This is a genomic window from Pseudomonas sp. 05T35 (assembly GCF_056396605.1).
The window spans coordinates 1-14,128 of record NZ_JBFTLU010000060.1; the positions used below are offsets into that span (position 1 = coordinate 1).

At 61.1% G+C, this 14,128-nt stretch carries 11 protein-coding genes and 1 pseudogene; 7 read left to right on the plus strand and 5 right to left on the minus strand.

The features are described from left to right. Positions 1 to 246: 246 nt before the first annotated feature. The 5 genes from AC1DH9_RS06885 (at position 247) to AC1DH9_RS06905 (ending at position 5,637) form a co-directional block, all read left to right on the plus strand. Positions 247 to 1,272: a LacI family DNA-binding transcriptional regulator gene (locus AC1DH9_RS06885; RefSeq protein ID WP_427537017.1), complete on the plus strand. Its 1,026-nt coding sequence runs from the start codon at positions 247 to 249 to the stop codon at positions 1,270 to 1,272. A 163-nt stretch (positions 1,273 to 1,435) separates the two neighbouring features. Beyond that, positions 1,436 to 2,218 carry a sugar phosphate isomerase/epimerase family protein gene (locus tag AC1DH9_RS06890; RefSeq protein ID WP_427537019.1) on the plus strand — a complete coding sequence of 261 codons (783 nt, stop codon included), beginning with the start codon at positions 1,436 to 1,438 and terminating at the stop codon, positions 2,216 to 2,218. Next, on the plus strand, positions 2,211 to 3,269 hold the full coding sequence (locus tag AC1DH9_RS06895; protein ID WP_427537021.1) for a sugar kinase: 1,059 nt from the start codon (positions 2,211 to 2,213) through the stop codon (positions 3,267 to 3,269). Before AC1DH9_RS06890 ends, AC1DH9_RS06895 begins: the two co-directional genes overlap by 8 nt. A gap of 70 nt (positions 3,270 to 3,339) precedes the next feature. Continuing rightward, positions 3,340 to 4,638 (plus strand): MFS transporter, encoded by a 1,299-nt coding sequence (locus tag AC1DH9_RS06900; protein WP_427537023.1) that lies wholly within the window; start codon positions 3,340 to 3,342, stop codon positions 4,636 to 4,638. Between the two features lie 21 nt (positions 4,639 to 4,659). Next, entirely contained in the window at positions 4,660 to 5,637 is a 978-nt protein-coding gene (locus tag AC1DH9_RS06905) for an NAD(P)-dependent oxidoreductase (protein ID WP_427537025.1), read from the plus strand. Between the two features lie 153 nt (positions 5,638 to 5,790). Here AC1DH9_RS06905 and AC1DH9_RS06910 read toward each other — a convergent pair whose 3' ends face one another. From AC1DH9_RS06910 to AC1DH9_RS06930, 5 genes and pseudogenes are all read right to left on the minus strand, one after another. Continuing rightward, complete coding sequence (locus tag AC1DH9_RS06910; RefSeq protein WP_427537027.1) at positions 5,791 to 6,978, minus strand: pyridoxal phosphate-dependent aminotransferase; 1,188 nt, start codon at positions 6,976 to 6,978, stop codon at positions 5,791 to 5,793. Between the two features lie 40 nt (positions 6,979 to 7,018). Beyond that, complete coding sequence (locus tag AC1DH9_RS06915) at positions 7,019 to 7,882, minus strand: methyl-accepting chemotaxis protein (protein ID WP_371917664.1); 864 nt, start codon at positions 7,880 to 7,882, stop codon at positions 7,019 to 7,021. Continuing rightward, positions 7,877 to 8,644 (minus strand): annotated as a pseudogene (locus AC1DH9_RS06920) (MCP four helix bundle domain-containing protein); the annotation flags it as partial. The gene AC1DH9_RS06915 and the pseudogene AC1DH9_RS06920, both read right to left, overlap by 6 nt. A gap of 252 nt (positions 8,645 to 8,896) precedes the next feature. Next, positions 8,897 to 10,039: a glycerate kinase gene (locus tag AC1DH9_RS06925; RefSeq protein ID WP_477806166.1), complete on the minus strand. Its 1,143-nt coding sequence runs from the start codon at positions 10,037 to 10,039 to the stop codon at positions 8,897 to 8,899. A gap of 259 nt (positions 10,040 to 10,298) precedes the next feature. Beyond that, the gene (locus AC1DH9_RS06930) at positions 10,299 to 11,420 is read right to left on the minus strand and encodes a sugar diacid recognition domain-containing protein (RefSeq protein ID WP_477807965.1); all 1,122 of its coding nucleotides are present in this window, start codon (positions 11,418 to 11,420) and stop codon (positions 10,299 to 10,301) included. 168 nt (positions 11,421 to 11,588) lie between these two features. Between AC1DH9_RS06930 and AC1DH9_RS06935 the strand changes: the two genes are divergently transcribed. Together AC1DH9_RS06935 and AC1DH9_RS06940 are read left to right on the plus strand one after the other, a co-directional pair. Beyond that, positions 11,589 to 12,899 carry an MFS transporter gene (locus AC1DH9_RS06935; RefSeq protein WP_427537033.1) on the plus strand — a complete coding sequence of 437 codons (1,311 nt, stop codon included), beginning with the start codon at positions 11,589 to 11,591 and terminating at the stop codon, positions 12,897 to 12,899. Between the two features lie 195 nt (positions 12,900 to 13,094). After that, the gene (locus AC1DH9_RS06940) at positions 13,095 to 14,108 is read left to right on the plus strand and encodes an aldo/keto reductase (RefSeq protein ID WP_427537035.1); all 1,014 of its coding nucleotides are present in this window, start codon (positions 13,095 to 13,097) and stop codon (positions 14,106 to 14,108) included. Positions 14,109 to 14,128 lie beyond the last annotated feature (20 nt).

Here is a 14,128-nt window from a genome sequence, read left to right on the forward strand (position 1 = left end):
GAAGCGGGTCTCCACGTTCGCAAGACTTCTGGAGTCGTGACTCACCAAGCGTTGTTCAAAATTAAACGCCCTATCCCCGACACCGGCTACTGTCAGATCTGACAGGTCTAACGACCGTCTGTCGGTATAATCCGACTTTTCCTACAATTTCCTTCGTCGATGAGCTTGACGTTCACGTGCGCCTGGTGTCTTCTGAAACCGGTTTCAGCGCCAGCCACAACAACTCAAACAACAAGGCTTCATACCGTGACTACTTTTTCCGCCGCCCAGCGCGGTCGCGTCACCATGCTCGATGTTGCCGAACACGCCAGGGTCTCGAAGGCCAGCGTGTCGCGCTTTATTGGCGAAGACCGGGCCTTGCTGTCCGAGGCCACTGCCAAACGCATCGAGCAAGCGATCAGTGAACTTGGCTATCGCCCGAACCAGATGGCGCGTGGTTTGAAGCGTGGGCGTACCCGTCTGATCGGCATGCTGGTGGCCGATATCCGCAACCCCTATTCGATTGCCGTGATGCATGGCGTGGAAACCGCCTGCCGTCAGCACGGCTACAGCCTGGTGGTGTGCAACACCGACCGCGACGATGAACAGGAACGCCAGCATCTGGCGGCACTGCGCTCGTACAACATCGAAGGCTTGATCGTGAACACCCTTGGCCATCACCTGGATGAGCTGCGCGAGTTGCACCGTGAACTGCCGATGGTGCTGGTGGATCGCAAGGTCGATCTGCTGGACAGCGACCTGGTCGGGCTGGACAACCCGGCGGCGGTCGAGATGGCCCTGGATCATCTTGAAGCACGCGGCTATCGCGACATTGTGTTGGTCAGCGAACCCTACGACGGCACCAGTTCACGGATTGAGCGGGTCAACAGTTTCAAGGCGCAGCTCGAGCAGCGCACGCGGCTGAGCGGTGCGGTGGTTGAGACCGGCAACGAGCTGAGCGCACGGCTTAAATCCTTCCTGGCCACACCCGGCCCCGGTCCGAAAGCGCTGTTTTGCGCCAACGGTATTGCCGCGTTGGCCGGCACCCATGCCTTGCGCGAGTTGGGTTGCAGGTTGTTTGAAGACATCGGCTTGATCGCCCTCGACGACCTCGACTGGTACCCGCTGGTGGGCAACGGTATTACCGCCCTCGCCCAGCCAACGGCAGAGATTGGTGCGAGCGCATTCGAATGTTTGCTCAAGCGCTTGCGCGGTGATGACGGGCCGGCGCGAACGCTGGATTTTGCGGCGCGGTTGATTGAGCGTGGGTCGACGCGACTGAACCTGGCGTGATGCTTCTGGCCCCATCGCGAGCAGGCTCGCTCCCACAAGAGCACCACCGCGATTCCATGTGGGAACGAGCCTGCTCGCGATGGGGCCCTCAAGATCCCCCCATAAATCAACGATCAGCTATTTTTTTGAACAAAAATGAAACCGGTTTCAGAGGTGCAAAACAATGAATGAATCACCCGTTTCCATCAGCCTTTCCAGCTACGGCGCCGAACTGGTACGCCAGCGTGGGCAGTTGGGTTTTGTCGAGTTGCTGGCCGCTGCCGGCGCTGATCGCATAGAGCTGCGTGAAGAACTGCTCACCGATGAAGTGCCGTCGCAAGTGGCTGCGGCCATCGAATACCACGGCTTGGGTTGCGTGTTTTCTTCACCGCTGGAACTGTGGCTGACAGGACAGGAGCAGCCCCATCCAGAATTGCCGGAAACCTTAAGGCGAGCCCGGGCATTTGGCGCCAAGTGGCTGAAGGTCTCGCTGGGGCACTTCACCGACACTCACTCCCTGTCGGCGCTGGCTTCCTGCCTGTCCCAGAGTCCGGTGCAGTTGCTGGTGGAAAACGACCAGACCTTGCAGGGCGGACGCATCGAGCCGTTCCAACGGTTTTTCAGCGCAATTGAAGCGCATGTGCTGCCAGTACAGATGACCTTCGATATCGGCAACTGGCAATGGCAGGACCAATCCGCCGCCAGCGCCGCGTGCCTGCTGGGCCGGCATGTCGGCTATGTGCATTGCAAAGCGGTCCACCGCCGTGCCGACGGCAAACGGGTCGCCATACCGCCCTCGCCCGGTGATTTGCAGGAATGGGAACAGCACCTGCAGCACATGCCCCAAGGGGTGATGCGGGCGGTGGAATATCCGCTGCAAGGTACAGACCTGGTGCAACTGACCGCCGAGCATGTCGCCACCCTCGCCCGCCTGGGTCAAGCACGGCTGGAGAGCGCTCATGTCTGAGATCGATATTCTGTCGTTTGGCGAAACCATGGCGATGTTTGTCGCCGAACAGAGCGGTGATCTGGCCGACGTTGCGCAGTTCCACAAACGCATCGCCGGTGCCGACAGCAATGTCGCGATCGGTCTGTCGCGACTGGGGTTCAAAGTGTCCTGGCTGAGCCGGGTCGGTGCGGATTCGCTGGGCCGGTTTGTAGTCGACACCCTGGAGCAGGAAGGTCTGGATTGCCGTTTCGTCGAGACCGACCCCGCGCACCCAACCGGTTTCCAGCTCAAGTCGCGTGCCGACGATGGCCGCGATCCTAGCGTCGAATACTTCCGCCGGGGTTCGGCGGCCAGTCTGCTGTCCGTGCAGTCGATCGTGCCTGAGCTGCTTGAAGCCCGGCATCTTCACGCCACCGGCATTGTGCCGGCGCTGTCCGGGTCGGCGCGCCAGATGTCCTTCGAATTGATGACGCGCATGCGCGAAGCCGGGCGCAGCGTCTCGTTCGACCCGAACCTGCGCCCGACACTGTGGGGCAGCGAACAGCAGATGATCGGCGAAATCAATCGCCTCGCCGCCTTGGCCCATTGGGTGTTGCCGGGCTTGAACGAGGGACGCTTGCTCACAGGTTTCGAGGCCCCGGCCGACATTGCGGCGTTTTATCTGGATCAGGGCGCCGAGGCGGTGGTGATCAAACTCGGCCCTGACGGCGCCTATTACCGTACCCGACATGATCAGGGYTTCGTACCGGGTGTGCCCGTGACCAACGTGGTGGACACGGTGGGTGCCGGCGATGGTTTTGCGGTCGGGATGATCAGCGCCTTGCTGGAGAATTTCAGCCTCCCCGATGCCGTGCGGCGGGCCAACTGGATTGGCAGCCGTGCGGTACAGAGCCGGGGGGATATGGAGGGTTTGCCTACTCGCGTTCAGTTATCCGCCGAGTTCGAGGCCGCCAATCGCGAGCAGGCTCGCTCCCACACTGGACCGCATGCACACACAGATTCTGTGAACACCACCGACCTACTGTGGGAAGAGCCGGGCGACGTTCGTCCGCTCGCGATGAGGCCCTGACTGTCACCGCATTACCTGAACCAGAACCGTTACCTGCTGCGACAAAAACAACAAGCTCAGGAGCACTGCCATGCAAACGCTGAACCTCGCCACCCGCCGCTGGTGGTACATCATGCCGATGGTGTTTATCACCTACAGCCTGGCGTATCTGGACCGCGCCAACTACGGTTTTGCCGCCGCCTCCGGGATGGCCGCCGACCTGATGATCACACCGGGGCTGTCCTCGCTGCTCGGTGCGCTGTTCTTTCTCGGGTACTTTTTCTTCCAGGTGCCGGGGGCGATCTACGCGCAAAAACACAGCGTGAAGAAACTGATCTTCGTCAGCCTGATCCTCTGGGGTGGCCTGGCCACATTGACCGGGATTGTCTCCAACGCCTACATGCTGGTTGCCATTCGCTTCCTGCTGGGCGTGGTCGAAGCAGCAGTGATGCCAGCGATGCTGGTTTACCTGTGCCACTGGTTCACCCGCGCCGAACGCTCGCGAGCCAATACCTTTCTGATCCTCGGCAACCCGGTGACCATGCTCTGGATGTCGGTGGTGTCGGGGTATCTGGTGCAGCATTTCAGCTGGCGCTGGATGTTTATCATCGAAGGGTTGCCGGCGGTGCTCTGGGCATTTATCTGGTGGCGCCTGGCCGATGATCGGCCTGCCGACGCCAAGTGGCTGAGCAACGAGCAGAAGCAAGACCTGCAAAGCGCGCTGGTCGCTGAACAGGTCGGAATCAAAGCGGTGAAGAATTACGCCGAAGCATTCCGCTCCCCCAAAGTGATCATCCTGGCCTTGCAGTTTTTCTGCTGGAGCATCGGTGTTTACGGGTTTGTGCTGTGGTTGCCGTCGATCCTCAAACACGGTGCGCAGATGAACATGATCGAAGCCGGCTGGCTGTCGGCGCTGCCGTATCTGGCGGCGGTGATTGCGATGCTCGGGGTGTCCTGGGGCTCGGACCGGATTCAGCGGCGCAAACGGTTTGTCTGGCCGCCGTTGTTGATCGCCTCGATCGCGTTTTACGCCTCCTATGCACTCGGCGCCGAGCACTTCTGGTGGTCTTACGCGCTGCTGGTGATTGCCGGCGCCTGCATGTACGCCCCGTATGGGCCGTTTTTTGCCATCGTCCCGGAGATCCTGCCGGTCAACGTCGCCGGCGGTGCCATGGCGCTGATCAACAGCATGGGCGCCCTCGGCTCGTTTGGCGGGTCATATCTGGTCGGCTATTTGAACAGCGCCACCGGCTCGCCCGGCGCCTCTTACCTGTTGATGAGCGCAGCCTTGATGCTCTCGGTGATCCTGACGATTTTCCTCAAGCCCGGTGCCAGCGACCGGGCCCAACCCTCGCGTGCGACGGCCCGGCCCGTAGCGGCACATTCCTGAATTGAACAAGAGACTGATCGGATGAAAAAGCAGGTCGTGCTGTACAAAAAACTCTCTGCGCCACTCATGGCCCGCTTGCATGAACAGGCCGAGGTGACGCTGATCGACAGCCTTGACGCCGAGGGCCTGAAGCGCTTGCGCGATGCGCTGCCCAGCGCTCACGGTCTGCTGGGCGCCAGCCTGAAGCTGGACGCCGAACTGCTCGACCTGGCGCCACGCTTGCGGGCCATCGCCAGTGTCTCGGTCGGCGTCGACAACTACGACATCGACTACCTGAACCGCCGACAGATCCTGCTCAGCAATACCCCGGACGTGTTGACCGAAACCACCGCCGACACCGGTTTCGCGCTGATTCTGGCGACGGCCCGGCGCGTGGTCGAGTTGGCCAATCTGGTGCGTGCCGGGCAATGGAACCGCAACATCGGCCCGGCGCATTTCGGCACCGATGTGCATGGCAAGACCTTGGGTATTATCGGCATGGGCCGCATCGGCGAGGCGTTGGCCCAGCGTGGGCATTTCGGTTTCGGGATGCCGATTCTCTATCACAGCCACAGCGCGAAACCTGCGGTGGAACAGCGTTTCAACGCGCAGTACCGCAGCCTTCCTGCGCTGCTGCAGCAGGCCGATTTTGTCTGCCTGACATTACCGCTGACCGCTGAAACCGAAGGATTGATCGGCGCCGGGCAGTTTGCGCTGATGCGCCCGGAGAGCATTTTTATCAATATCTCCCGAGGCAAAGTGGTCGATGAGGCGGCGTTGATCGAAGCGTTGCGCCAAGGGCAGATTCGTGCGGCTGGGCTGGATGTGTTCGAGCGTGAACCGCTGGTCTACGACTCGCCGTTGTTGCAGTTGAACAACGTGGTGGCGACCCCGCATATTGGCTCTGCAACCCACGAAACCCGCGAGGCCATGGCCTGCTGTGCGGTCGACAATTTGCTCGCGGCGCTGGCGGGTGAACGGCCGGCGAATCTGGTGAATGGTGTTGCGTGGAAAGCTTGAAGGTATTGGTGTTTGTTCGATAGCTATCGCGAGCAGGCTCGCTCCCACAGGGAATTTGTTTCGGGCATGAATTCTGTGCTCGACGCAAATAAAGTGTGGGAGCGAGCCTGCTCGCGAATAGGCCATCAAATCCAGCACACAGCTCCAGGCGGTTCAGGTCCGCCGGGCTTTCAACAGCTCCGTTGCACAGCGCACGATCCGGCGGCAGGCTTCGGCCAGCTGCTGTTGGTCGAGCACCAGGCCAATGCGGATATGCCCCGCCGCACTCGGCCCGAACGCTTCGCCGGCGAGCACCGACACGGCATAACCTTCCAGCAGTTTTTCGGCGAATGCCTGCGCACCGACCCCGGTCTGGCGTACATCGACCATCACGAACATCCCGCCGTCCGGAATCACCGGGCTGATGCCCGGGCAGTCGCCCAGGCGCGCGCACACCAGATCACGCCGCGCACGGTACTCGTTGCGCATCAGCGCAAGCTCCGGCAAATCAGCCTCCAGCGCCACACGCGCTGCGTTCTGCACAAAGTCGGGAATGCCAAAGAGCATGCACAGCGAAAGGTTCTCCAGGTGTTCAGTCAAGGGTTTCGGACCGATCACCCAACCAACTCGCCAGCCAGTCATGGCATGGGATTTCGACAGACTGTTCACGGTCGCCGTACGTTCGGCCATCCCCGGCAGGCTGGCCGGACTGATGTGCTCCCCCTCATATAACAGTTCGCTGTAGACCTCATCGCTGATCAGCCACAGGTCATGCTTGACGCACAAACGCGCCAAGGCCTGCCAGATAGGCAGCGACAGGCTTGCCCCGGAAGGATTGTTCGGACTGTTGAGCAAAATGGCGCGCGTCCTGGGAGTGATCCGTGCGGCGACGTCCGCCGGGTCAACGCGAAATCCGTTTTCCGGTCGCACCGCGATGGGCACCACCTTCGCCCCGCAGGCACCGAACACGCCTTCATAGGTCACGTACATCGGTTCGGCGACCAGCACTTCGTCACCTGGGTCGAGCAGGCATTGCACCACCGAATACACCGCACACTGCGCGCCCGGCAGCACCAGCACATGATCGGCATCGACCATCTGACCGCTGCGCCGGGTGTGACGACGGGCGATGCTGGTGCGCAGCGACCGCGTGCCGCGCACCTCCGAATAATGGGTATCGCCAGCCAGCAAGCTGTCGATGGCCGCCTGCACGATCGGCTTCGGCGTATCGAAATCCGGGTCGCCGACCGACAGCAGCAGGACATCGACGCCCTGCTCGCGCAACTCCAGCGCTCGGTAGTGAATCTGCCAGGCATCGGCTCCGTCGCCGGCGATTCGTTGGGTCAAGGCTGAATAGCGCATGTACATCTCCTGTCGCGCGAACTCCACATTCAACCCTATCTCAAATCACGAAACGCGCCACCATGGCATTCAAATCAACCGCCAGACGCGACAGCTCATGGCTGGCTGCGCTGGTCTGGTTGGCACCGGCGGCCGATTGCGTGGCCAGGTCGCGGATGTTCACCAGGTTGCGGTCCACTTCGCGTGATACCTGCGCCTGTTCTTCCGAGGCGCTGGCGATCACCAGGTTGCGCTCGTTGATCTGGTGGATCGACTGGGTGATTTGCTCCAGCGCCACGCCGGCCGCACGGGCCAGCTCCAATGTAGTGTGCGTACGCTGATTGCTTTGCTGCATGGAGTCGACTGCTTCGCCGGTACCGTTTTGAATCCCGGCGACCATTTTTTCGATTTCCTGGGTCGATTGCGCGGTGCGATGCGCCAAGGCGCGGACCTCGTCTGCCACCACCGCAAAACCGCGTCCGGCTTCACCGGCACGCGCCGCTTCGATGGCCGCGTTAAGTGCCAGCAGGTTGGTCTGCTCGGCAATCGCCCGGATCACATCCAGCACCTTGCCGATATCGCGGCCCTGCGTAGCCAGACCTTCAATCATCAGCGAGGTGCTTTGTACGTCATGGGTCATGGTCTGAATGGCGTTGACGGTTTCCACCACGCGGTCACGACCTTCACGGGCGGCCTGGGTCGATTGATTCGACGCCTCGGAGGTGGACACCGCGTTGCGTGCGACTTCTTCCACCGCGGCGGTCATTTCATTGACAGCGGTCGCGGCCTGTTCGATCTCGTTGTTTTGCTGTTGCAGACCGCGCGACGCTTCTTCGGTCACGGCGCTGAGTTCTTCTGCGGCAGCCCCCAACTGATTCGCGGAACCGGCGATCTGCTCGATGGTTTTGCGCAAGTTGGCCTGCATGGTCGACAAGGCACCGAGCAAACGCGCCGGTTCGTCCTTGCCGTCAATTACGATAGGTTTGGTGAGGTTACCGCCAGCAATCGACTCAGCTGCGGCGACCGCACGGTTCAGTGGTGTGACGATGCTGCGGGTCAGCAGCCAGGCCAGCAGCACCGTCACCAATGCGGCAAACACCGAAACCGCGATGATGCCGTTGGTAGCGAAAGAATATTGGTCGCCCGCTACAGCATCGGCCTCAGTTGCGCCCGCCTTGTTAATCGCGATCAATTTGTTCAGCTGCTCACCCATCAGATCGGTACCGTCCTTGATACGCGTATTGATCAGGTTGCGCAGTTCATCGAGTTTGTTCTGCCGCGACAGCTCCATCATCTGGCTTTGGGCTTGCAGGTAGCTGTCCAGGGTGGCAGCAAAGGTTTTATACAGCGCCGCTTCTTCCGGGCCGGCTGGCAGGGCTGCGTAGCTCTTTTGAGCTTGTCTGGCCTTGTCAGTGAGTACGTTGATGCGGGTTTCAGCGTCTTGCAGTCCGGCAGCGTCGCGGTTTACCAGCACGCGAAACGAGAGGATACGCAAGCGCAAGACGCTCTCGGTCATGTTCCCAAGGAAGGCGACGCTGGGCAGCTGATTGTTTTCCATGTCGATGGAGGCCTGGCGGATGATCGACATGCGGTTCACGGCAAAGATGCCAAGCACGATGACCAGCAATGCAATGAACGCAAAACCCAGGAACGCTCGAGGCGCGATATTCATATTACGTATGGACATAGGATGACTCTCGGGTGGTGAAGTCTTCGAGCATCCATGCAGTGAACGCTGGCAGGCAGAAAGTTGCGCCCAGCGTGCAGGTAGGCGACTTTTATTTGAGGGGTTATGCGCCTATACCCTGTATCGGCAGGGCTTTAGGTTTTATGGAGGGTTGAGCGAAATATATTTCTGGGCAGGAGAAGTGTTTCAGTGGTGAAACACTGCTCCTACCTGTGGCGAGGGAGCTTGCTCCCTCGCCACAAAGGACCGTGTTCAGTGCTTATGTACTGCCACGCGCCAGACGCGGGCGATGTCCCGGGCGCGATCCTGTAGCAGGCGCGGGGCGTCGGCGCAGGCTTGCTCCAGCGTCATCGGCCCGGACGCGAGGGCGAAGGCCGCGTCCACACCATGTTCGTACATCTGCTGGTAGCCCTCGCCAAGCGTGCCGACAATCACGATCACCGGCACGCCCTGCTGCCGGGCGATACGCGCCACGCCAAACGGGGTTTTGCCGCGCAAGGTCTGGGCATCGAAGCGGCCCTCGCCGGTGATCACCAGGTCTGCATCGCGTACCGCCTCTTCCAGGCCGACCAGATCGGCAACCACTTCCACGCCAGCACGGAATTGCGCGCCAAGAAACGCCTTGGCCGCAAAACCCAGACCGCCCGCGGCGCCACTGCCCGATTCGTCACGCAGATCTTTTCCCAGCGCTTGGGCGCAGATCCCGGCGAAATGCCCAAGGGCCTGATCCAGTTGTTGAACCTGCTCGACCGATGCACCTTTCTGTGGACCGAATATCGCTGAGGCACCATGAGGACCGCACAGTGGATTGTTGACGTCGGCGGCGATCTCGAAGCGCACGCCGGCCAGACGCGGGTCCATTTCACTCAGGTCGATCCGTGCCAGTTGCGCCAATGCCAGCCCACCCGGTTTCAATATCTGCCCCTGAGCATCGAGCAGTCGTACACCCAGCGCCTGCAACGCACCGGCACCTGCGTCGTTGGTCGCACTGCCGCCAATGGCCAGGATGATCCGCTGAGCCCCTGCATCGAGTGCCGCGCGGATCAGTTCGCCCGTGCCGAAGGTGCTGCTGATGCACGCATCGCGTTGCCCCACCGGCACCAACTGCAGGCCGCTGGCTTCGGCCATTTCGATGATCGCAGTGTGATTGTGGGGCAGCCAGCCCCAGTGCGCGTCGACCTGTATACCGAGCGGACCCTGCACGCTGGCGCTGCGCAGCTCACCTTCGCAGGCAGCGAGAATCGACTCGACCGTGCCTTCGCCGCCATCAGCCATCGGGCACTTGACCAGCGTCGCGTCCGGCCAGACCTCGGCCAGGCCCAGCGCAATGGCAGTGGCCACGGCTTCGGCACTCAGGCTGTCCTTGAACGAATCGGGGGCGATGACGATTTTCATGTGAATTCTCCAGTTCCAATGGAGCCCATGCTGCCAGTTGATATGAACAATAACGCCGGTCCGCTGCACAAGTGCAACAGGGGTTTATTGTTCATTCTCACAAAACCCACAAGGATTGGCAGCGAAACAAAATGTTGTGAACTTTGCCGATCCATTGTGGGAGCGAGCCTGCTCGCGATGGCGATGTGTCAGTCGCCATGGATATTGGATGTGATGACCTCTTCGCGAGCAGGCTCGCTCCCACAGGGATTTATGTCGTTCACGGTTTGGCGTCTGTCTCGGGCAGCAGTTGCACGCCCAGGTACAGCGCGAGCATGCCGTCGAGGCGCAGCGGGTCAACGCCGCTGAGTTCGGCAATGCGCTCCATGCGGTAGCGTAGGCTGTTGCGGTGAACGCCCAATGCATCGGCACAGGCCTGGCTTTGGCCGTCGTGTTCGCACCAGCTTCGTAACGTCGCCAACAGTTGGCCGTTGCTGTCCTTGGCGATGACTTTGCGCAGCGGACTGAGCAACTCGTCCAAGGCATCGTCATTGCGATGACGCCAGAGCATGACCGGCAATCGATAGCGGTTCAGCATCAGCAACCGGGTTTTCGGCAGCACATCGCGCCCATAGGCCAGCAAGTCGCCGACCCGTCGATAGCAGCGGCGCAAGCCTTGCAAACCATCGGCCTGGCCACCCACGGCGACGCGCAGAATGTTCCAGCCCAGGCCTTCGAGTTTCTCCAGCAAGCGCTCGTTGTCCACTGCTTGCRTGGTCGGCCGGCACCACAGCAATGACGACTTGGCGGAACTCACGCACCAACTGTCGGGATAGCGTGAGATCAGCCAGGCACTCAAGGCCTCGGCGGTTTGCCCCGCTCCATGCTCCAGGCCCAGCTCGAACAAATAAGGCGTGCGCGACAGCTGCGGCTTGAGGCCCATTTGCTGAGCTTCGTCAATCAGCCGCGGCGAATCCCCGGCCTCGCTGAGCAGCAACGCCAGCAGGTCATCGCAACGCTGGCGACGCCATTGCTGTTCGGCCTGCTGGTTGCGCTGGCCGACCAGCATCTCGGCAGTCATGCGCACCAGTTCGGCATAGGTCCGCAGCTGCTCGGGTTCACCGGTAATACCCAACACGCCGATCAAACGCTGATCGAGCAGTAACGGCAGATTGATCCCCGGCTGCACGCCTTTGAGGTGCACAGCGGTCTGCGCGTCGATTTCCACCACCCGCCCATTCGCCAGCACCAGTTGCGCACCTTCGTGTCGGGTGTTGATCCGCTCCGGCTCGCCACTGCCGAGGATCAGCCCCTGGCTGTCCATGACATTGACGTTGTACGGCAGAATGGCCATCGCCCGGTCGACGATATCCTGCGCCAGGTCGTGATCGAGTTCGAACATGCGACGTAATCCTTGAAAACGTGCGGTGATTGATTGTTCACCCGCACAGGCTGTTGGCGCAAACCCTGTGCTCAGGCACAAAGACATCCGCGTAGGGGTGACCGAGACTCTCCAGACGACCAACGTTACCCTTGCCTCGCAAAAAATCATAATAAAGAGAGTCCCGCCATGTCACAGAGCGCCGCTGCCACCCTGGCCACCGATGACGATAAAAACGCCGTCTACAAGCGCGTTACCCTGCGCTTGATCCCCTTCATCTTTGTCTGCTACCTGTTCAACTACCTCGACCGGGTCAACGTTGGATTTGCCAAACTGCAGATGCTCGATGCGCTGAAATTCAGCGAAACCGTGTACGGCCTCGGGGCCGGGATTTTCTTCATCGGCTACGTGTTGTGTGGCGTGCCGAGCAACCTGGCGCTGAGCAAGTTCGGCCCACGGCGCTGGATCGCGCTGATGATGGTCACCTGGGGCATGCTGTCGACCTGCCTGCTGTTCGTCACCACGCCGACCGGGTTCTACACCCTGCGCCTGTTCACCGGTGCCGCCGAAGCCGGGTTCTTCCCGGGCGTGGTGCTGTACCTCTCGCAGTGGTTCCCGACCTTCCGCCGTGGCCGCATCATGGCGCTGTTCATGTCGGCGATTCCGGTGTCCGGCCTGCTCGGCAGCCCGTTCTCAGGCTGGATTCTCAACCACTTCGCCGCCGGTCAAGGTGGCCTCGCCGGCTGGCAGTGGATGTTCCTGCTGCAAGGCATTCCGACCATCACGCTGGGTGCGCTGGCGTTCTTCCTGCTCAGCGACAACTTCGCCAGCGCCAAATGGCTCAAGCCAGAAGAGCGTGCCGTGCTCGAGGCGGATCAAGCCATCGATTGGTCCAGCAAACCGAAAACCGCCACCGACTCGCTGCTGGCCGTGTTCAAGAACCCGGCAATCTGGGCGTTCGGCCTGATCTACTTCTGCATTCAAAGCGGTGTGTACGCGATCAACTTCTGGTTGCCGTCGATCATCAAGAACCTCGGTTTCGCCGATAACCTGGTGATCGGCTGGCTCAGTGCGATTCCGTACCTGCTGGCAGCCGTGTTCATGCTGATGGTCGGTCGCTCGGCGGACTTGCATAAAGAACGCCGCTGGCATTTGGTGGTGCCGATGTTGATGGGCGCGGTGGGTCTGTTGATCGCCGTGAACTTTGCGGCCAACCCGGCCATTGCGATTCTTGGCCTGACCATCGCCACCATGGGCGCCCTCACCGGCTTGCCGATGTTCTGGCCAGTGCCTACCGCCATGCTCAGCGCCGGCGCTGCTGCCGGTGGCCTGGCGTTGATCAACTCCATGGGCCAGATGGCCGGTTTCCTCAGCCCGTACCTGGTCGGTTGGGTCAAGGACAGCACCGGCTCGACCGATGCAGCGTTGTACCTGCTGGCGGGGGTGATTGTTTGCGGCAGCCTGTTGGCGCTGCGCATGACCCGCACCTTGCGCGCTTGATACCTGACAATCCCTGTGGGAGCGAGCCTGCTCGCGATAGCGGTGTAACAGTCCCCCTCAATGGTGAATGTTATGGCCTCATCGCGAGCAGGCTCGCTCCCACATTTGATCTGCGGTGTTCGATAATTCCGTTTGCCCCGTGCGGTTGTTCTGGTATTTGATTGAGCCTTTCCCACCGGTAAAAGGATTTCGCACATGACCTACCGCACACTGGGCCAATCCGGACTGCAAGTGTCCACCCTGACCCTGGGCACCATGATGTTTGGCGAGCAGACCAGCACCGAAGATTCGCTGCGGATCATCGAGAAGGCCTGGGATCAGGGCGTCAACTTCATCGATACGGCAGACGTCTACACCGGCGGCAGCTCCGAAGAGATCGTTGGCGAAGCGATTGCCGGCCACCGTCACGAATGGGTGGTGGCTTCCAAGGTCGGCTTCGGCCCGGTGGACGGTGTGCCGAATCGCAGCGGGCTGAGCCGCAAGCACCTGTTCAATGGCATCGATGCCAGCCTTTCCCGCCTGGGCACCGATTACCTGGACATCTATTACCTGCACCGCGAAGACCACAACACGCCGCTGGAGGTCACGGTGTCGGCCATCGGCGACCTGATTCGCCAAGGCAAGATCCGTTACTGGGGCTTGTCCAACTACCGTGGCTGGCGTATCGCCGAAGTAATCCGCGTCGCCGAGAAACTCGGTGTCGACAAACCGGTGATCAGCCAGCCGCTGTACAACATCGTCAATCGCCAGGCCGAAACCGAACAAATTACCGCCGCCAATGCCTACGGCCTCGGCGTGGTGCCTTACAGCCCGCTGGCCCGTGGCGTGTTGAGCGGCAAGTACGCGCCAGACGTCACCCCGGACGCCAACAGCCGCGCCGGGCGCCAGGACAAGCGCATCCTGGAAACCGAATGGCGGGTCGAGTCGCTGCGCATTGCCCAGCAGATTCAGGCATACACCCAAGAGCGCGGCGTCGGCATCGTCGAGTTCGCCATCGCCTGGGTGCTGAACAACTCTGCCGTCAGCTCGGCCATCGTCGGCCCGCGCACCGAAGCCCAATGGGATGCCTACACCAAGGCCCTGGCGGTGAAGATCACGGCTGAAGACGAAGCCTTCATCGACTCGCTGGTGACGCCGGGGCACTCGTCGACGCCAGGGTTCAATGACATGGGCCATTTCGTGTCTGGGCGTAAACCACGTTCCAACTAAATAAACACATACCCCTGTGG

Bases quoted from the DNA above. Each gene is read 5' to 3' on its own strand.
- AC1DH9_RS06890 (WP_427537019.1), top strand. From the start codon at position 1,436: ATGAATGAATCACCCGTTTCCATCAGCCTTTCCAGCTACGGCGCCGAA.
- AC1DH9_RS06900 (WP_427537023.1), top strand. From the start codon at position 3,340: ATGCAAACGCTGAACCTCGCCACCCGCCGCTGGTGGTACATCATGCCG.
- AC1DH9_RS06905 (WP_427537025.1), top strand. From the start codon at position 4,660: ATGAAAAAGCAGGTCGTGCTGTACAAAAAACTCTCTGCGCCACTCATG.
- AC1DH9_RS06910 (WP_427537027.1), bottom strand. From the start codon at position 6,978: ATGCGCTATTCAGCCTTGACCCAACGAATCGCCGGCGACGGAGCCGAT.
- AC1DH9_RS06915 (WP_371917664.1), bottom strand. From the start codon at position 7,882: ATGCAGGCCAACTTGCGCAAAACCATCGAGCAGATCGCCGGTTCCGCG.
- AC1DH9_RS06925 (WP_477806166.1), bottom strand. From the start codon at position 10,039: ATGAAAATCGTCATCGCCCCCGATTCGTTCAAGGACAGCCTGAGTGCC.
- AC1DH9_RS06935 (WP_427537033.1), top strand. From the start codon at position 11,589: ATGTCACAGAGCGCCGCTGCCACCCTGGCCACCGATGACGATAAAAAC.
- AC1DH9_RS06940 (WP_427537035.1), top strand. From the start codon at position 13,095: ATGACCTACCGCACACTGGGCCAATCCGGACTGCAAGTGTCCACCCTG.